A 17,920-nucleotide genomic window follows, 5' to 3' on the forward strand; every position below is an offset into this window, starting at 1 on the left:
CGTTAGGCAAATTCAAACGTTTAGACTTGTACATTCGGAAGTACGTCAGTGCTTTGGTATACACATTCTCACCATGCGTATTCGACACCCGACATATAGGCAGCACCGTCCACCTCTGGACAGCTTTCGTGTCTGATGTTAATATCAGTCTTACGGCTACTCTCTGCCGACTTCACCGAGCTTTTGACAATGAAATAGTCTAATATTCATTGCCAATCGGAGTATCAGTGTAGGCATTTCAGGGCGTTACCCCGTCATTCTACCTATCAGATTGTCAGTTCTCCTAAGTTTTGAACTTTTAGTCCTTTGACTTAGTGCATAAGCTTTTCACTTATGAACGTGTCGCACGATTGTCGTTCCCATATCCTTCCAAAAGGTTTACAATGCCCCAAATTCCAAGACCTGCGCCAAGTGCGATAACAAGTGTCTGTAATACTCCGACTGCTGAATTAAAAAATCCCATAGATTCATCCTTTCTGCCGATACATCGGCTAAACATAGTTTTGTTTTCTTTTTTTCTTCATAAAAAAATCCGCTTTTTTTAGCGGATCGGTGTTTAGGCGTCAGGCGCCCGCGCTCTATATACTGCTGTCTTATAGATCAAGTTTTTCCTCCTTCTTTTATTCTTCCGTCAATTTCTCCGCATCGATTTCATAGTAGTCAAAGACTTCATTTTGTCTTACGACTGCGGGGCGGCGTTTGATATACCTTTCCGCATCAAAAGAGTTTTTCTTGTCATAGTCGGAAAGGTATTTGTAATTGGGATGGGCTGTAATATCGTACTTATCCGAAAAGAACGGTCTTACACCTCTTATTTGCAGGATGCACTTTCCGCCGTCCATTACCGCGATTTCATCCTGCGTCATAAGCTCTTTACCGAGCTTTTGATAGTTCAGTCCGTGAGATAATTCCCGTCCTCTTGTTTCAGAGGTGTTAAAGCTGTCGATGGTTTCTTTACCGAGTATTTCAGATACGTCCTTTAACGTTGTTTTTTCCTTGCCTCCAAGAAAGAGGAAGCTGTCGCAGTTTCCGACAATGGTGTCTGCATTTTCCTTATATATGGCTTTAAGCTGGGACTGGGACTGTAAAATAATAGAAGCCGATATTTCACGGCTTCGGATGGTGGCAATGAGCTTTTCAAACTTTGGAATCTGCCCGATATTTGCAAACTCATCAAGCAGACAGCGAACATGAACAGGCAGCCTTCCGTCGTACACATCATCGGCTTTGTCGCAGAGAAGATTAAATAGCTGGGTGTATAGAATACTTACAACAAAGTTAAAGGTATCATCGGTGTCGCTTATGATAACAAAGAGTGCGGTTTTTCGATCTCCTATGGTATCAAGCTCCATTTCGTCCTTTTCAAATAGCTCTCTAAGCTCTCTAATGTCAAAGGGGGCAAGTCGGGCGCCGCAGGAAATTAAGATTGAGGATCTTGTTTTTCCGGCGGAAAGCAGAAATTTCTTATACTGCCTTACCGCAAAATGCTCCGGATCTTTTTCCTCTAATCTCTGAAACATAAGGTCAACAGGGCTTTGAAATTCCGGATCGTCCTCTCTTGCCTCCGATGCGTTTATCATTTCAAGAAGCGTGGTGAAATTCTTTTCTTCCTCCGGTGCTTCATAGAAGATATATCCGATCAGTGCAGAGTAGAAAAGACGTTCCGATTTGGTCCAGAAGTCCTCGGCGGCTTTTTCGCCGTCGCCTTTGGTGTTCATAATGATTGTATTTACCAGCTTCAAAATATCCTTTTCGCTTCGGATATATGAGAAAGGGTTATACCTCATAGACTTTTTGAAATTGATGGTATTCAGCACCTTAATCTTATATCCGCCTCGCTGCAGAAGCTTTCCGCAGGAGAGAAGAAGCTCGCCTTTCGGGTCGGTAACTACATAAGAGCTGTGCATCTGCATAAGGGACGGCTTTACAAAAAACCGCGTCTTTCCGCTGCCTGATCCTCCGACAACAAGGATGTTTTTGTTTCTTGCGTACTTCGGATTTTTCGGACGGCTATTCATGGTAATGCACTCCGTTTTAGTAAGAGGAATGTTATTTCTAAAGACCGGATCGACGTATGGTTTAATGTCTTTTTTATTTCCAAAACGGGCGGATCCGTACTCTGTTCCTTTCCTATATTTCTTTGCATTTTTGCCTTTTACATAGACAGCAAAACGAATAAGTGCCGCCGCTATGATCCCTATCAAAAGATCGGATAAATGAAAGCTGATAAGGGGAAAAGAGAAGGCTTCTGTTAAACCCTTTGGAAAATGCAGAAGCTTTGTTCCCATATCCATTCCGTAGGATAAGCGAAAGCCCTGTGCTATTTTGTCAAAGAGATAGACAAAGACCAGATACGGCAGATGCAGTAAAATTTGTTTCTTTGTTTCTTCCGTCATCGTTCAATCCCCCCTGTCCTTATTTTTTACAACCTCCCGTCCTTTGTTTATTGCCTTTGCCTGCTCCTTAAAGGTGGAAAGCACTTTTCTTACAGAGGGGAGCTTTTCTTTTGTGAGTTTCTTTTTTGAAAACTCGTCAAATGCCGCCTTTAGAACATCCGCATCCCGTCCCTTGAAAAATACAAGGTGGCGGGGCGGCGAAGTGCTTCTGTCTTTTTTTAGGGCAAAGTCGATTCCGTATTTCTTTGCGGTCGCTTCAAAGGCTTTGATATTCTCATCTGTGATTTCAATGTTGGAAACGCCGGCATTCTGTTTCATAAGCTGCTTTAGGCTTTGCTTTCCGTGAGGAAGCTGCCGCCTTGCTTCCTGTTTTTTTATTTCGGCAAGAAATATCTTCATTGCCTTTTGTAATAGCCTTGCCGTTATTTTTCCGCCCTTGATATACAGGGCGATTACTTTTTCATTTATTTCTTCCTGCAAATTTCCTCCTCCTTTCTCCGCTTCCTACGCGGCTATATGAATTAAATTCGTACCAAAAGTCCGTTTAAGTCCTCGGTGCGTATGCCCGTAAGATACCAGTTATTGCCGTACTCCATTCGAGCGGGCTTCCACTTGCCGCGGGTAAATACCTCAAGACAGTCCCCGCAGTGCAGCCCTCCGTAATATTCGGTTAAGTCAAAACGAATGTCATAGCGGTCGCGGTATTCATCAAAGATAAGGGTTCCCTGTTTCATAAATTTTCTCCTTTAGAAGTCATTTCTTCCGTACATATCGTGATTAACAAGCGCGGTGTAATAGTTTCCTATTGTTGACGGGGCGTTGAAAAGCACTGCCTTTAGATACTGCTTGATGTTTCTTACCTTTGTGGTGTTCTCCTGCATACAGTCAAGAACAAATTCAATGTGGCTGCTGTTAAGCTTCATGAATTTTGCCTTTACAAGCTCCGCAGGGTACTCATCACCTGCAATTAAGATTTTCTTTCTTTTGCTGCATACTGTTTCAAGAATGAGGTCAAGGATTTCATCAATACGATCACGGTCAAGGCGTTTTGCATTTATGAGGTGTTCATACTCGATATTGTCCTTGATAATTTCTTCATAGATTTTGTATGCGTCTTTCTCTTCCTTTCCGTCCTGTTCCGGTAAGGACTTCTCCAAAGGAGAGGGGTCAGGGGAAAGGATAGGAATGGAATCGGTATTCAATCCATCTTTATTTCTTTCTTCTTTTTTTGATAGATCTGTATTTTGTATATCTTTATTTAATTGCGTTGGATTTTCCGATATCGGATTATCCGCTTTCGGTTTTTCCAATATCGGCTTATCCGATGTTGGATTTTCCAATACCGGACTAATCGGCTGCTCATAAATGGTGTAGGTAATGGCTGTCATTTTTCCTTTTTCATCTCTGCCTTGCGACCTTTCGATATATCCCGCTTTTTCAAGCTCCAAGACTGCGGTACGAATGGCATCAATGCTTTCCTTGTTGATATGGGATAGTCCCGCAAGGGTATAGTCCCAGTTTTCAGGAAGTGAAAGCATTTGAGAAAGCAGGCCCTTTGCCTTTAGGGTCAGTTCCTTATTTCGCAGATGATGGTTGCTCATGACGGTATAGCCCTTGTTTTTCTCTACTTTGAAAACTGCCATGATCTTAGCTCCTTTCATTTTTTATTTGTTACGCAGTGAAAGGGCGATTTTGAGGGAAAAGGTATATTCCCTTTACTTTGTCAAAACCGTCCTCTGAAAGCCTTGTATTTCAAGCCCTGATTGGCTTCTACTTCGTAACATGGGCATAAAAAAAGCGGTGTTCTTATACTTCCTTTACAGAAGCGAAAGATCACCGCTTTTACGATTTCCTATTTAATTTTGATCCCTGCAACATACCTTACGGCATCTGTGGTAAAATACCTTTATTCGCAAGAGTTTTTACAGCACATCAAGGCTTTTTCCTCAAAAGTAGTAAATTGGTAGTAAATTCAATCTGTTCTCTTGCAAATATCCTTGTATTTCAAGGGGTTTGAGGGTTAATTATTAAAGTTTATTCATAAAAACAAAAATCAAATAAGCAATAAAAACCCAAAATGCCGGTTTCTGATTCTTGACTCCTAGCGTTTACTAGGTGGGCAACCGCACATATTATCTGCCTTCCTCTAAAGAATGAGGCCTGACATCAAGATATGGATATAGGAATCCCTTTTTAAGTCATGTAGGTTCAAAACATCAGAAATTATCGAACATTCCAGGTTTTTATTTATCTAACATTCTATATTCTTGATTATACTAAAAAAATTATTTTTTTTCAAGTTTTATTAATCGGATGACCTGCACCATTTCCACTATTTACACTTTTAATTTGATTAATTGCTTTTCCGACTTTTTAAATGTGTATTTACTTTAATTTTGATACAGTCTTCACAGTCACATTCTTTTGCAGGTAAAAATTCCTTATTTGATAAATCTTTTGAATTATACTTAATAAACAGTTTTTCTTCCTTAAGCTTTATTTCAACTGCGCCCATATGGTCTGTTCTCAGTATCTTTCCGCCTTCTGCCCCCATTCGTTCAAGTGCATCTTTGTGTGGATGACCATAGCGGTTCATAAGTCCGCAGCTGACAAGATAAATCTTAGGATTTACAGCTTCCAAAAAATCAGGTGAAGACGAGTTTTTACTTCCATGATGGCATACTTTCAAAATATCACAGTTGAGCATTTCTTTATCTGCAACCTTCATTACCTGAGTTTCCGTTGAACTTGCAATATCTCCTGTAAACAGCACGGATAAGTTCTTATAATCCATCCGCATTACTATAGATGCCTCATTTTGATCTTCTATATCCTCATCTCCTGTCGGGTATAGACACTTAAATCCAAGTTCTCCCTGCCTTATCTCCTCTCCTTTTTTCATATAATATAGATTTACTTTCCGCTTAACTGCAAGAGTTTTTAATTCCTCTAACTCCGCACAATTAAGTTTTTCCGATTTATAGCTTTCTGATATAACTACCCTGTCTATTGCAATTTCAGGGCATTTTAACAAATCATTAACACCATTTACATGATCTTTGTCCATATGTGAAACGAAAATTGTATTTACTCTGCTCCAGCCTTTTGATTTCAGAAACGGAAGCAGCCTTTTCTTTCCCACCTCATTTACTGTTGTACTTCCACAGTCAGAAATATATATATTTCTGTTCCCGTCGCTTACCACAAAACAGTCACCCTGACCTATATCCAGCATATTAAGTGAAAACTCTTCTCTTTTATAAATAAGTATTATAAAGCTGATACTTATTACCAATCCTGTTATAAACATCCGTTTAGATTTATTGGTCTTAGTGAGTGCAGTATTTTTTAGAGACTCGATTTTTTCAAGCCTTCTCTTTTTAGACAGAAAGTAAGTAACAAGAAATATAAGTGCATAGTATAAAATTATCCGGTATTTCTCGGGTTTTCCCAAAATTATTCTGAAGAAGACCAGACTGTCACCTATTCTGCAAAGTAAGGTATAAAAATTTAATATATAATAGGCTATCCCCAAAATAAATCTTCCTGCCATTTCAAATATAAGAGCCGTAAAACCTCCAATCAAGCCTGTAACAACCAATACTGACATAAGCGGTATTACAATTATATTTAAAACTATACCCAAAAGTGAAATTTCATAAAAATTTATTAAAATTACAGGTAAGGTAGCCAGATTTATACTGACAGAGCAGATAATTGAACTTAAGATTACATAAGCAAGCTTATTAATTCCCTTTGTGTTCAGGCTCTGTACATTAAAAATATACATAAGTTCAGGCATTATATAAAAAATTCCTATTACTGCAAGAAAAGAAAGTTGGAAACCGCTTTGATAAATAACCCTATGATTGATTGACATAATCACTATGGCTGCAAGAGCAAGACCGCTTGGTAAATCGTAACTTTTTCCTATCAGAAACGAAAGGAAGAAAATACACATCATAATTACAGCTCTTGTTGTAGAAACAGAGAAACCTGTAAATGTTCCGTAAAGAATCAGGATAATTCCTGCTGTGATAAGAGGAAATTTAAAACTTATTTTTAATTTTTTCAGAAATAGATAGATAGCACCACCAACCAAAGAAATATGTAAACCTGATATTGCAAGCAGATGACTTATTGAATTTTCCTGATATAATTCTTTAATTTCTTCATCCAGATTACTTTTATCGCCTAAAACCATCGCAGAAAGACTTCCTGCATCTTTAGAACCTAAGATTTTTTGATATTTTTCAGAAATGGCAAGATTTAATCTATGTAAATAAATATTAGATAATAATGTTGATTTATTATTCTGCAAACTGACTTCCTCGGCATTTAAGATGCCTGAGAATCCCTCATTCTTATAGTATTCCTTAACATCAAACTGTCCCGGATTTATCGGTGCTTCAAAATTTTCAAACCGACCTTTACATTTAATCACCCTTCCGTATAACTGCTCTTCAAGCAGCTTGGGATATTTATCATCATCCCGCTTTTCTACACCACAAGCTTTAAGCAGCCTGCTTTCTTTAATTTTTACAAAGAAAGCAGGAAGCTCTTTAGGTCCGTTTTCTATTTGCAGCCTAAATTTTCTTTCGCCAAAAGGTACATCATATTTTTTTATTCCGGTAACTCTGCCGGATAAAATAAGAGTTTTACCTACATACTCCGGCTCTTTTGGTGGATTTATACTGTCATAAATCACAAATAACAGCATAAGTACCAAAGCTGCCGCTACAAGCGGTCTTTTAATCCTCAGCAATAATGTCAAACTTCCTTTCAATCGGTAAATCTATCTGAACAGTCTCCCTGTATGAACTCACAGGTTTACCGTCTATCCAAAACTGTACTTTGGATACATTTCCTATGTCTGATAGAGAATTTACAACAGAGTAAACTATTACATCATCAGAAACCCCATCTCTGCCTTCAAGAAATTCTTTACTAAAATCAACATAACAGATACCATCCTTTAAGCTTACCTTATTTATCTTTGTACCTGCCGGCAATACAGGAGACAGTTTATCATCTTCCAGCGGACCTGCCAGCAGTTGCCTGACCACAAGCTCTTCAAGCGAAATTGTTCCATCAAATTCAACATTATGCCTTGTCTGAAAAAGTTTCTTACCTTCTAAATCTGTATAGTACAGGCTCACCTGCACATTCTGATAATAAGTAGTCTCTCCTCCGGTATTGTCTATAAAATCATCTGCCGACATAGCCCCGACAGGATTTAGCTCAGAATACATAAGAGGCTGATCTTCAATGGTATATTCCACCTTATTTATACCGTCTATCTGGCAAAGAGTTTTTACTACACAAGCTCTCCTTAAAATCTCAGATATACCTGTTATTTGTTTATAAGTTTCAGAAAAATTAATGGTTACACAATCATCCTTAATTTTTATGTCTTTTATTTTAACCTCGTCAGGAATCGGTTTCTTAAGCGTTATTCCGTCAGGGATGCTGGTAAGCCTTCCTATAAGTTCCTTAACCAGTTTATCCGTCTTATCTTCTTTCGCGAAATAATCCTCAGAAACCAGCTTATCTTCTAAATTATTAACATAATAAATTTTATAATAATTCTCATCCTCTACGATTTGTTCCTTTACTTGATTATTACAACCTGAAATATTTATTATCAACACCAAGAAAATCAGGCAGAATAAATACTTAAACACTCTATAATTTGACAAGTTTCAGTCCACCGCCTTTCTTTTTTGTTGCGTATTTTTTAGGCGGAATGTAGCTTAAAGGTATCCTGACCGTAAATGTGGTTCCGTCTCCTTCCTTACTGTAAAGGCGGATCTCTCCATGATGCATCATAATTACATTTTTGGTAATTGAAAGACCTAAACCTGTTCCGCCTGTTCCTCTACTCCTGGCCTTATCCACTCTGTAAAATCTTTCAAAGATCTGATCCTGAAATTCTTCGGGTATGCCTATTCCCGAATCAACTACCTTTACAAAGAAGAATTTATGATCTGCATTCAGCGATACCCTCACCCAGCCATCTTCTTTGTTATATTTGATTGCATTTTCAATAAGATTGGAAAGTGCAAGCGAAAGCTTAACCTCATCTACTTCGGCGCTTACTGCCCTAAAACTCTCAAATACAAGCTCTACGTGGTTTTTCATAGCTATTGGACGTAACCGCTTAAGTATCTGCTCAAGCAGTTCATTGAGATCTGTCTGCTTTACATTGATACTGCCTGTTTTCCTGTCAAATTTAACCAAAGAAAGCAAATCATTTATAACTTTATCTTCACGTTCAATCTCGTTATTTATATCAGTCATAAACTCTCTATACATCTCAATGCTTGCATCAGGCTGGCTAAGCAGAGAATCTGCAAGCACCTTCATAGAAGTCATGGGAGTTTTCAGCTCATGTGATACATTGGACACAAATTCCTGTCTGCTTCCCTCCAACTTTTTTGCCTTATTTAACATTTTATTAAAAGAAACCGAGACATTTTCCAATTCTGTATAGCTGTATACAGAATCAATTTCTTCAATATTACCGTCCGTAATTTTATCAATTTCTACAGAGAGTTTATGAAGAGCCCTTGAAATGCCAAATGCATATCCAAAAGCTATTATAATTACTATTGTCAGTATAATTGCAAGCATGGTACTTGCCGTATATGAAAGCTTTTCACCTATAGCGGACAGAGCCTTCAATGAAAAACTGAAAACCATCATTCCGATAACCGTCTTATCATCGGTACTACTTATGGGAATAATAAGCTCCACATAGTTTTTTACTTTATTCCTATAAGTGCTTTCTTTTCCTGAAAGGCTGGCTATTGCGTCTTCCGAAATAAGAGTTTTATCTTTTTCAAGCCCAAAGGTGTCAAAAAGTACCCTCAAATTCTTGTCTATAACAAGTGTTCTTCCATCATACATGTTAGAAAAATACTTAATTTCAGATTCAAAATCGGTAATTGTATCTTTATTCAAAATGCCGAGTGCACTTAAATTGTTGGCAATGGTAGTTCCATATTCCCTAATTGTTGCAACCCTGGATTCATACGCATTTTTATCATAGGAAGCCATCAAAATTCCTGAATATATAAACAAAGAAGCAAAGGTTACAAAAAATACAACCATAAAACCTTGAAATTTAAGGCTTCTTACAAATTGAATGAGCGGTTTAATTTTTGAAATAGTAACCCACCCCCCATTTAGTATGAATATATCTAGGTTCTCCCGGTGTCTCTTCTATTTTTTCCCTAAGCCTTCTTATATGAACATCCACGGTCCTGACATCTCCCGGATAATCAGAACCCCAGATTATATCAAGCAATTTTTCTCTGGAATATACTTTATTCTCATCCTTAACAAGCAATTCCAAAAGGTCAAATTCTTTTGCCGTAAGATTAATCTCATTATCATTTATATATACTCTGCGTCCTTCAAAATCTATTCCCAATTCACCATAGAGAGTTTTACCGGTTGATTCCTTTACAACCTTATTCTTCTCATTTCTTCTTAGGATTGCCTTGATTCTGGCTTTTACCTCTAAAATATTGAAAGGTTTGGTCATATAATCATCCGCACCGTATTCAAGCCCCATAATTTTATCTATATCTTCACCTTTTGCCGTCAGCATAATTATAGGAACATCCGAAAACTCTCTTATCTGCTGACATACCTCAAAACCATTCATCTTAGGCAACATAAGATCAAGCAGAATGATATCATAAGCGCACGATTTAACCATTTCCAATGCTTCTTCTCCATCGTAAGCAGCATCAACTTCCATCCCATCCTGTTCCAGACCAAACCTTATACCTTTGACAATGAGCTTTTCGTCATCTACAACCAGAATTTTCCTCGCCATAATATGTCATCCTTTCTGATTTTAGGCTAATATATGATTCACATAACCCTTTACACACAAATATTATCTTTTATTTTGTCAAAAAACTTCTGTTTTATACCTTTAATTTTCATCAAGTCGGTAATCTCTTTAAATCCGCCATTGTTCTCTCTGTAAGTAATGATGAGCACAGCCTTTGCTTCGCCGACTCCTTTTAACTTCATAAGTTCTTCTTTGGTTGCGGTGTTTATATTGATAGCTGAATTTTGTGAGTTTACTGATGCTGAATTTTGTAAATCTTCTTTCTGCAAACCCGGAATCTGTGTACCTGCTTTTGATACTTCCTTTTTAGTAGGAACATACACCTGCATACCATCTTCCAGTTGTTTCGCCTGATTTATTCCGGAACTTGCAGCCTCTTTGGTAAGTCCGCCCGCTGCCTTAATTACATCTACAACCCTGGCATCGGCTTCAACCTGATATACTCCTTCATTCTTAACCGCTCCGCAGACATGTATAAAAATCTTTCGATTTTCCTTTAAATTCTCATCAGCCTGCAGGCTCTCTTTCTTCAAGTTATCAGATTTATCTTCCTTTTGTGAATCTTTCTCTGTTTCAGCCACGGAAGACTCGGTATCAACAATACTGCCGGATTTATTGCCTGAAATATCGTCAACAATCTCTAAACCGCTAGATGTTTCATTACCTCCGCCGGAAAATACAAAGATTACACCTGCTATCCCAATAAAAAGCAGAACCACAAGTAACTGTAGTCTACTTTTCATAGCACCTCCTTGTTAAGTCAAAAAGTAGGCAGAAACAAAGTAACCCCTTGTCCCTGCCCAATAAAAGTGTTCAGATTATATCGCTAAAAATAATCTGAAAATCAATCGAATCAAACAAATATATTCTAACTCAAATACCTAGGAAATACAAGCAATTTTTTGTGTTTTTACAAAAAAAATCAGAGTAAGTTTCATTAAATTTTATGTATTGATACAAGTGTCAAAAGTATAAAGATTCAATATGTAAAAAATATGAGTAAGCAACCATTTTTGTAAGGATTGCGGGAAGCAAAGCTGCCGCAATCCTGTATCATTTTATTAACAATCTGTGTTTAGCTTGCAAGTACGGGATTATTTTGGTATATTTGAAGAACATAATAAACTAAGGAGATTACTTTTGATAACATCTGTATTAATAGGCTTAAATGTAGTAATTTACATAATATTAAATATGTTTTTACTGCAAAACGGAGTTGATATAATATCAAACTTTGATAATTCCTGGATGGCGGTTAAAGGGAATGGTGAATACTATAGAATATTTACATCCATGTTTCTTCATGCTGATTTGAATCATCTGCTAAATAATATGTTTGTCCTGTTTATAATCGGAAAACGATATGAAGAAAGTGAAGGAAGATTTCGTTTCGGTCTGGTCTATTTTCTTGGAGGAATCCTTGCAAGCATAGCATCTTTGTCATATAATATGATAATGAGAAATGAAATTGTTTCACTTGGAGCTTCGGGTGCAATTTTCGCTTTAATTGGGGCTTCTGTAGCCTCCGTGGTAAAAAACAGGAATAAACTTAAAACAATTTCAAAAAGGCAAATGATATTATTTGCTATTTTCAGTCTTTATGCGGGGTTTGCAAATACAAGTACAGATAATATTGCGCATCTTGGGGGATTTGTATCCGGTTTTCTTATTGGGCTGGTTATAACTAAGCAATCTAAGAATCAGGAAGGTATTTGGCATGAATATTAATATTTATTATGGCGGGCGAGGTCTCATTGAAGATCCCACCATCTATGTTTGCGATAAAATTACGGAAGTTCTTACCGAGCTTCGGGTGCAGGTTAAACGTTACAATCTGTTTGAGGAAAAAAACAGTATCAGCATGCTTCCAAAAACTCTTAAGGAAGCTGATGGCATTATACTTGCTTCCAGTCTTGAATGGTTTGGTATAGGCGGTTATATGCTCCAATTCCTTGATGCCTGTTGGCTTTATGGGGATAAGTCTAAAATTGCAGGTCTTTTTATGATGCCCGTGGTTACCTCAACAGCCTTTGGTGAAGATGAATCATATCTGAGTCTGATAAGGGCCTGGAAAATACTTGGCGGCAATACCTGTCAGGGGATAAGCGCTTACGTTGAGGATCATACCGAATTTGAGCTGAACGGTCATTATGCAAGAAGAATTGAGAGGATTGCTGAAGACTTGTATCGTGCAGTTAATCAAAATCTTACGGTTTTCCCTTCAAGTGAATTTACTATACGCAGTAATACCGCTATCGGAAGCAATCTTCCGCTCACACCTCAGGAAAGTGAGCAACTCTCTGTCTATGTTTCAAATGACAATTATGTCAAGAAACAAAAGGAGGATATAGAGGAACTCTCACAGATGTTCAGGGAAATGCTCGGTAATGATGGGACTGACCAAAATGATTTAATCAAACAGTTTAGAAATCACTTTAAGCCTCAAGAAGGGTTTAAGGCAACTTACTCCATAGAAATGTCAGATTTGTCTCGCACCATTATAATCGAAGCAAAGGAAAATGAACTGAAATGCTATTATGGAGAATTAAAAGAAACCGATGTTGCCTCCAGAACCACCGGTGAAGTGCTAAATGATATAGTTGCCGGAAAAACTACCTTCCAAAAAGCATTTATGTCCGGAGCTTTGGCCGCTAAGGGTAATTTTAAGACTCTTAGAATGTTTGATACCATTTTTCAGTTTGCCAAAGAATGAGAGTGAAATAAGCCCATTATTCACACCATAGGTCACAGACCTCTTATTCCGCATAATACTTTAGGATAAATATTAACTTTATAAGAAAGAAGGATGAATTTATGAGAGACGAAAATTGTATTTTTTGTAAGCTTGCAAACGGCGATATTCCAACTAATTCAGTTTATGAAGATGAGTATTTAAGAGCTATTATGGATGCCTCTCCCGCTAACAAAGGACATATTATTATACTTCCGAAGTCTCATGCATCCAATGTCTTTGAACTTGAAGATATATATGTTGAAAAAGCTTTTGTACTTGCAAAGAAAATTGCTGTTGCCCTTAAAAAGCATTTTAACTGTGATGGAGTGAATATTTTACAAAATAATGAAGAAGCTGCAGGACAGACTGTATTCCATTTTCATGTTCATGTAATTCCGCGCTACAAACAGGACAACTGCAAACTCTCCTGGACACCGGGTAAATATGAGGAAGGCGAAGCTGCTAAGCTTGCCGGGGAGATAAGCGCGCTTATCTGATTCTTACAATAATCTAAATTCGCGGCTATTTACTTCAAACTTACCGAAAAGATTTATTTTGCAGAAATTTTTTATGTAATAGGAATTTCGGAGTGATTTCCTATTTCATACCAAAAGCCGGACTCCTAAATGTCTGGCTTTTGGTATATAATTAAGTTATGCAAAAAACCAAATTAACACCCAAAGATTATACCTTGAATGGAGGAATGTAACTACGTTCTCATCTTCTGCACTTATTTCACTGCAAGATTATTTATCAGGTCCATAATTATTTTAATTGAATCTGTCTGCGGACTGTTTTTCATATTACTGATATATTCTTCTCTGTTATCATATGTTCTGTAAATAATATCTAACAGACCTTCCTCAGAAATGTCCTCTTCATCAAGAACCTCTGAAAATCCCTGATTTTTAAAGGAATCTGCGTTTAATATCTGATCTCCGCGGCTCGCTTTGGCAGGAAGCGGAATCAAAATATTAGGTATTCTGAGTGCCAAAAGCTCACATATAGCATTTGCACCGGCTCTTGATATAGCTATATCAGTAATTTTAAATATATCTTTCATTTCTTCATTGATATATTCAAACTGTGCGTATCCCTTTACTTCCTTAAGGCTGTCATCAGCCTTTCCCTTACCGCATAAATGAACCACATCAAATTTTTCGGTAAGCTTAGGCAGGATTTTTCTTACAGCTTCATTTACTGCCAAAGCTCCCAGACTTCCACCCACTACAAGAAGTACAGGCTTCTCTCCGGTAAATCCGCAAAATTTCAGTCCTTTTTCCCTATCCCCCTTAAAAAGTTCCTGCCTGATTGGAGTACCGGAAAGGATACCTTTATTTTTAGGAAGTTTTGCAAGTGCTTCCGGAAAATTCGCCAGCACATAATCAGCCTTTGGTATGCAAAGTTTGTTTGCCAATCCCGGTGACATATCCGACTCATGAATAATCGCAGGAATTCTGCACCTTTTGGCCGCAAAAACAACCGGAACGGTAACAAAGCCGCCTTTTGAGAATACAACGTCAGGCTTAATTCTCTTTAATACTTTCATAGATTCATTATAACCTTTAAGTACTCTGAAAGGATCTGTCAAGTTTTTAGCACTTTTATAGCGTCTTAATTTTCCCGAAGATATACCTATATAATTTATTCCAAGATTTTCAATCATAGCTCTTTCCATGCCATCATAAGAGCCAATATAATGAATCTCATAGCCTTCTTTTTTTAATTCAGGAATCAGCGCAATATTAGGTGTTACATGACCTGCTGTTCCTCCGCCTGTTAAAACTATTTTTTTCATTTTTTATCTCCACATTATACTTAATAGATTCAGTATAATTCTTTATAGGAGAAAAAACAAGTTATCCAAAATACAAATTCTTATACAAGATGTCTGAATTCATATCTTTTTCTGGAAATTACTACCGAATCGCCCCGGCTTACTTTTATTCTGTCATAGGGAAGAAGTCTTATCCCGTTTAAGAAGGTACCATTGGTAGAATTTAAATCCGTAAGCCATAAATCCTCCTCTTCCTTATCTATCCTTGCATGAAATCTGCTGACAGTACTGTCATCTATCCTGTGATTTGTATTTTCTCCTGATTTCCCTATAAAAAACGGAAATTCTGTAAGCAATATATTATCTTCATTCATATCTTCAGATCTTAAGCAATATACTCCCTTTCCAACCATTGCACCTGTCAATAATGTCGTCTCATTATTTATAACTTCTTTTTCTTTAACAACAGGGCTTCTTACTTCCCTTATATTGTATGATGGTTCTTCCGATACAGCCACAAGCTCTTCTTCCTCATCCGCAGATTTACTTCCGATATCTGAATTCAAATAATTCCATACCTTTTTTAACTTGGATTTCATATCAATTCTTTTATCTAAGATTGAGCTCTTTTTCTTGTGCTTCTTTTCCTTACTTTTTTCCGGATTTTCCATTATTTTTCTTTTTCCCTCTTTATTTTGAACTTCTGCCCTGTAACGTTTTGCCATACTGTCAGGTGTCTCAGAAATCTCTTTATAGCCGGCTTTTGTCAACTCTTCAGAATATTTCATATTCGGTATCCCCAAATTTACCCTTTCATTTTCCTGCCTTATCAGTTCTTTTGCTCTTATGTCAAGACTCTGATAAGGAGCAGACAATATCTCCTCTGCTTTTTCCTTAATTTTGGCAATACTGCTTCCCCCGATTTCTTTATTTAAGATATCTTCGTTGTCTTTAGCCGCCTGATACATTGAATACATCATTTTTACAGCTTTTTCATCTTTATAATCAACCTTATCCAGCAATTTTTCAAATAAAGCGGTAAAATTACTGTCTGTAGTCAAATTACCGTAGATCCAATAAAATTCATTTTTCTTATTATAGTTCTCATAGATATAAGCTTCATCTACAATCAACCTGTCAAACGGAAGCAGAAATTCTTCCATACTTGCATATAATCTCACTATAGAGCGCAGAAGCCCCTCCACTCTTTCTGCATTTAACTTGTTAAGTTCAAAGCTCTGACCTATGGGTATCAACCCGTTCATATTATAACAAATATAATTTTCGTTGTTCAGGCTCTTAAATTTTGCTGTCACAAAAGCCGGTATATCATTATGGATAAGCATTTGAGTAGTATAATCTATCTGACTTATCTCTTCTGATTTCAGATAGTTCTTGCCCCCTTCTTGAATATAGCTAAATTTCTCCATATAAAAATTTCCTCCAATGCAAAATACCGATTAAGTCTATAGCTATTTGGCTTCCTTATCGTCACTCAGGCTTTCCAAGGCCCCCATTCTCCTCACAAACTGTGCCGGCATATATTCTTTATACTCTTCTTCAAATTTACCATCTGTTAAATCTTTATCAAGGTATTCCGATACAAACGGAAATATTTTGAATTTAGCTTCTGCTGACGCAGTCCATTTTCCTCCGGTTTTATAGCTGTTCATATCTTCATAAGTTAAATAAAACAAATTTTCTTTACCTCCCTCAGGAAATTCCCATTCTCCCTCTATGTCTTCTGCTACATATTTTATAAGTGCTGACCTCACTTCACTTCTTAAGACTACTATGTCACGCTCATAATATGCAAAGAAAATAATTGCAAACATTGCAATTATAAGCATGGGAAATATGATAGCAGCCTCAATAACCATACTCCCTTTTAACTTCATATTTTCTCCCTTAATAAAATTTTCGCCAGAATAAATGCTGTAAATATAAACGGAATAAAAGGAAGCTCCTTGTGCCTTTGCCTAAGTCCGAATTTTATGACTGCAAATGCCAAAAAGAGAAGGTCTGAAATGAAAAATATTATCATCATATACATTACTCCGTTTTCTATTCCAATCAATGATAAAACTATAGCATCTGCCATTCCAAAAGCCTGTTTTGTCACAAGACTGACAGACACAAGGAAAACTGCTGATATTATCCCAAAGAAATCTACATTATTATTCCATATAGATATCCCAAGCCAAACAACTATAACCGGTAGTAATATAAATATATGTATCTCTTTTTTCTTAAAATCAATCACAGCCAATGAGCCTAATAAAACCATATTAATCATGTATTTTCCCACATCTTTCACAGGGACGAAGTCCTCTCGCTTCTGCCTCTGTCTTCTTCATTGTTGTCACAGTTCTTTTTATCCCCGGACAGGTTTTGTTCTTATGTATCCTGTTTCCTTCAGAAGTAATGTATACTATTCCGCCAAGTTTTCCTCTTGCACAATATTCGCAGGGATAATATTTAGCTCCGCCTTTATTTCTTAAATGATTTACAGATGAAAAATCTACTTCTCTGACTGATATTTTTATATGACTGCAAATATTACTGGTATGATATACCTGTCCTGTCTTAGTTACAAAGACTATTCTGTTATCCTCCGCATCTCCGCCCTCTTTGTTTTTATAATATCGCCCCGTAAACGGTCTGGCTACAGCCATCCTTTCAAAGTATGTTCCGTTAAGAAGCTCTCCTTTGCCTATTTCTATAAGTTTTACTTCTTCACCTGTCTCTTCCTCGGTAACATAGGCCAGTTTTGCTATTTCCCTGGCTTTATCCGCCGCATCTGCATTTAGCTTTTCCTGAGTTTGTAAAAAACTTGTCCAAAATATTAAAATACTGACCGCCAATATAAATAGCGGCATGGCAAGTGCTGACTCTATAGTTAGACTTCCTCTTAGTTTTTTCACCTTTTACCTCATATTATTAATTTCCGGCTGCTATAGACTGCTCATATAATGGTGTTAAAATGATTTTTTCTGATCATTGATTTTGTTTGATTCCACTTTTTATTGGGATATAAAAATTTTTATGAAAGAAATATGATCAAAAAACAAGATACAGCCTAAAAGCAGGGTGACATACTATTCCTTAAATACACTAAATAACAACTCCTTTCTTTAACCATATAT

Annotated in this window: 18 protein-coding genes and 1 other RNA gene; 3 read left to right on the plus strand and 16 right to left on the minus strand. The window is 37.0% G+C overall.

The features are described from left to right. Positions 1 to 331: 331 nt before the first annotated feature. The 11 genes from GCWU000282_RS16185 to GCWU000282_RS02280 all read right to left on the minus strand — a co-directional run bounded on the left by GCWU000282_RS16185 (position 332) and on the right by GCWU000282_RS02280 (position 11,006). Positions 332 to 463 carry a Maff2 family mobile element protein gene (locus tag GCWU000282_RS16185; RefSeq protein ID WP_004802695.1) on the minus strand — a complete coding sequence of 44 codons (132 nt, stop codon included), beginning with the start codon at positions 461 to 463 and terminating at the stop codon, positions 332 to 334. Positions 464 to 620: 157 nt separating this feature from the next. After that, complete coding sequence (locus GCWU000282_RS02240; RefSeq protein ID WP_023353361.1) at positions 621 to 2,396, minus strand: VirD4-like conjugal transfer protein, CD1115 family; 1,776 nt, start codon at positions 2,394 to 2,396, stop codon at positions 621 to 623. Positions 2,397 to 2,399: 3 nt separating this feature from the next. Then, positions 2,400 to 2,876 (minus strand): PcfB family protein, encoded by a 477-nt coding sequence (locus GCWU000282_RS02245; protein ID WP_023353362.1) that lies wholly within the window; start codon positions 2,874 to 2,876, stop codon positions 2,400 to 2,402. 41 nt (positions 2,877 to 2,917) lie between these two features. Further along, positions 2,918 to 3,130 carry a DUF5348 domain-containing protein gene (locus GCWU000282_RS02250; RefSeq protein ID WP_009220354.1) on the minus strand — a complete coding sequence of 71 codons (213 nt, stop codon included), beginning with the start codon at positions 3,128 to 3,130 and terminating at the stop codon, positions 2,918 to 2,920. A gap of 12 nt (positions 3,131 to 3,142) precedes the next feature. Continuing rightward, positions 3,143 to 4,039: a DUF6017 domain-containing protein gene (locus tag GCWU000282_RS16880; RefSeq protein WP_035039052.1), complete on the minus strand. Its 897-nt coding sequence runs from the start codon at positions 4,037 to 4,039 to the stop codon at positions 3,143 to 3,145. 422 nt (positions 4,040 to 4,461) lie between these two features. Beyond that, positions 4,462 to 4,641: non-coding RNA, 6S RNA (ssrS, locus tag GCWU000282_RS16195), on the minus strand. Positions 4,642 to 4,749: 108 nt separating this feature from the next. Continuing rightward, the gene (locus GCWU000282_RS02260) at positions 4,750 to 7,161 is read right to left on the minus strand and encodes a DNA internalization-related competence protein ComEC/Rec2 (protein ID WP_035039055.1); all 2,412 of its coding nucleotides are present in this window, start codon (positions 7,159 to 7,161) and stop codon (positions 4,750 to 4,752) included. Further along, entirely contained in the window at positions 7,148 to 8,095 is a 948-nt protein-coding gene (locus GCWU000282_RS02265; RefSeq protein WP_035039057.1) for a GerMN domain-containing protein, read from the minus strand. The genes GCWU000282_RS02260 and GCWU000282_RS02265 overlap by 14 nt, the downstream gene beginning before the upstream one ends. Continuing rightward, positions 8,082 to 9,455 carry a sensor histidine kinase gene (locus GCWU000282_RS02270; protein WP_242828919.1) on the minus strand — a complete coding sequence of 458 codons (1,374 nt, stop codon included), beginning with the start codon at positions 9,453 to 9,455 and terminating at the stop codon, positions 8,082 to 8,084. Before GCWU000282_RS02270 ends, GCWU000282_RS02265 begins: the two co-directional genes overlap by 14 nt. A 97-nt stretch (positions 9,456 to 9,552) precedes the next feature. Further along, complete coding sequence (locus GCWU000282_RS02275) at positions 9,553 to 10,242, minus strand: response regulator transcription factor (RefSeq protein ID WP_023353367.1); 690 nt, start codon at positions 10,240 to 10,242, stop codon at positions 9,553 to 9,555. Between the two features lie 50 nt (positions 10,243 to 10,292). Then, the gene (locus GCWU000282_RS02280; protein WP_023353368.1) at positions 10,293 to 11,006 is read right to left on the minus strand and encodes a helix-hairpin-helix domain-containing protein; all 714 of its coding nucleotides are present in this window, start codon (positions 11,004 to 11,006) and stop codon (positions 10,293 to 10,295) included. A 397-nt stretch (positions 11,007 to 11,403) separates the two neighbouring features. Here GCWU000282_RS02280 and GCWU000282_RS02285 point away from each other — a divergent pair, with 397 nt between their 5' ends. The 3 genes from GCWU000282_RS02285 to GCWU000282_RS02295 all read left to right on the plus strand — a co-directional run bounded on the left by GCWU000282_RS02285 (position 11,404) and on the right by GCWU000282_RS02295 (position 13,494). Further along, a complete protein-coding gene (locus GCWU000282_RS02285) occupies positions 11,404 to 11,991 on the plus strand; it encodes a rhomboid family intramembrane serine protease (protein ID WP_035039060.1) in 588 nt (195 codons plus the stop codon). Continuing rightward, positions 11,981 to 12,976 carry an SCP2 sterol-binding domain-containing protein gene (locus GCWU000282_RS02290; protein WP_023353370.1) on the plus strand — a complete coding sequence of 332 codons (996 nt, stop codon included), beginning with the start codon at positions 11,981 to 11,983 and terminating at the stop codon, positions 12,974 to 12,976. Before GCWU000282_RS02285 ends, GCWU000282_RS02290 begins: the two co-directional genes overlap by 11 nt. A 101-nt stretch (positions 12,977 to 13,077) precedes the next feature. Beyond that, positions 13,078 to 13,494: an HIT family protein gene (locus tag GCWU000282_RS02295; protein ID WP_023353371.1), complete on the plus strand. Its 417-nt coding sequence runs from the start codon at positions 13,078 to 13,080 to the stop codon at positions 13,492 to 13,494. Positions 13,495 to 13,727: 233 nt separating this feature from the next. Here the strand turns inward: GCWU000282_RS02295 and GCWU000282_RS02300 are convergent, their stop codons facing one another. The 5 genes from GCWU000282_RS02300 to GCWU000282_RS15705 all read right to left on the minus strand — a co-directional run bounded on the left by GCWU000282_RS02300 (position 13,728) and on the right by GCWU000282_RS15705 (position 17,698). Next, a complete protein-coding gene (locus GCWU000282_RS02300) occupies positions 13,728 to 14,795 on the minus strand; it encodes an undecaprenyldiphospho-muramoylpentapeptide beta-N-acetylglucosaminyltransferase (RefSeq protein ID WP_023353372.1) in 1,068 nt (355 codons plus the stop codon). A gap of 80 nt (positions 14,796 to 14,875) precedes the next feature. Next, a complete protein-coding gene (locus GCWU000282_RS02305; protein ID WP_023353373.1) occupies positions 14,876 to 16,204 on the minus strand; it encodes a DUF6382 domain-containing protein in 1,329 nt (442 codons plus the stop codon). Positions 16,205 to 16,246: 42 nt separating this feature from the next. Continuing rightward, entirely contained in the window at positions 16,247 to 16,672 is a 426-nt protein-coding gene (locus tag GCWU000282_RS02310; RefSeq protein ID WP_023353374.1) for a TadE/TadG family type IV pilus assembly protein, read from the minus strand. Next, positions 16,669 to 17,070, minus strand: a complete 402-nt coding sequence (locus GCWU000282_RS02315) for a prepilin peptidase (RefSeq protein ID WP_023353375.1) — start codon at positions 17,068 to 17,070, stop codon at positions 16,669 to 16,671. Before GCWU000282_RS02315 ends, GCWU000282_RS02310 begins: the two co-directional genes overlap by 4 nt. Next, positions 17,063 to 17,698, minus strand: coding sequence for a TadE family protein (locus tag GCWU000282_RS15705; protein ID WP_023353376.1), 636 nt, complete (start codon positions 17,696 to 17,698; stop codon positions 17,063 to 17,065). The genes GCWU000282_RS02315 and GCWU000282_RS15705 overlap by 8 nt, the downstream gene beginning before the upstream one ends. Positions 17,699 to 17,920 lie beyond the last annotated feature (222 nt).

It is taken from the genome of Catonella morbi ATCC 51271 (genome assembly GCF_000160035.2).
Taxonomy (GTDB): domain Bacteria; phylum Bacillota; class Clostridia; order Lachnospirales; family Lachnospiraceae; genus Catonella; species Catonella morbi.

Coding starts and splice junctions, on each gene's coding strand:
- GCWU000282_RS02305 (WP_023353373.1), bottom strand. CDS start 16,204: ATGGAGAAATTTAGCTATATTCAAGAAGGGGGCAAGAACTATCTGAAA.
- GCWU000282_RS02270 (WP_242828919.1), bottom strand. CDS start 9,455: ATGGCTTCCTATGATAAAAATGCGTATGAATCCAGGGTTGCAACAATT.
- GCWU000282_RS16880 (WP_035039052.1), bottom strand. CDS start 4,039: ATGGCAGTTTTCAAAGTAGAGAAAAACAAGGGCTATACCGTCATGAGC.
- GCWU000282_RS02275 (WP_023353367.1), bottom strand. CDS start 10,242: ATGGCGAGGAAAATTCTGGTTGTAGATGACGAAAAGCTCATTGTCAAA.
- GCWU000282_RS02250 (WP_009220354.1), bottom strand. CDS start 3,130: ATGAAACAGGGAACCCTTATCTTTGATGAATACCGCGACCGCTATGAC.
- GCWU000282_RS02310 (WP_023353374.1), bottom strand. CDS start 16,672: ATGAAGTTAAAAGGGAGTATGGTTATTGAGGCTGCTATCATATTTCCC.
- GCWU000282_RS02300 (WP_023353372.1), bottom strand. CDS start 14,795: ATGAAAAAAATAGTTTTAACAGGCGGAGGAACAGCAGGTCATGTAACA.
- GCWU000282_RS02280 (WP_023353368.1), bottom strand. CDS start 11,006: ATGAAAAGTAGACTACAGTTACTTGTGGTTCTGCTTTTTATTGGGATA.
- GCWU000282_RS02315 (WP_023353375.1), bottom strand. CDS start 17,070: ATGATTAATATGGTTTTATTAGGCTCATTGGCTGTGATTGATTTTAAG.
- GCWU000282_RS02290 (WP_023353370.1), top strand. CDS start 11,981: ATGAATATTAATATTTATTATGGCGGGCGAGGTCTCATTGAAGATCCC.
- GCWU000282_RS16185 (WP_004802695.1), bottom strand. CDS start 463: ATGGGATTTTTTAATTCAGCAGTCGGAGTATTACAGACACTTGTTATC.
- GCWU000282_RS02295 (WP_023353371.1), top strand. CDS start 13,078: ATGAGAGACGAAAATTGTATTTTTTGTAAGCTTGCAAACGGCGATATT.
- GCWU000282_RS02240 (WP_023353361.1), bottom strand. CDS start 2,396: ATGACGGAAGAAACAAAGAAACAAATTTTACTGCATCTGCCGTATCTG.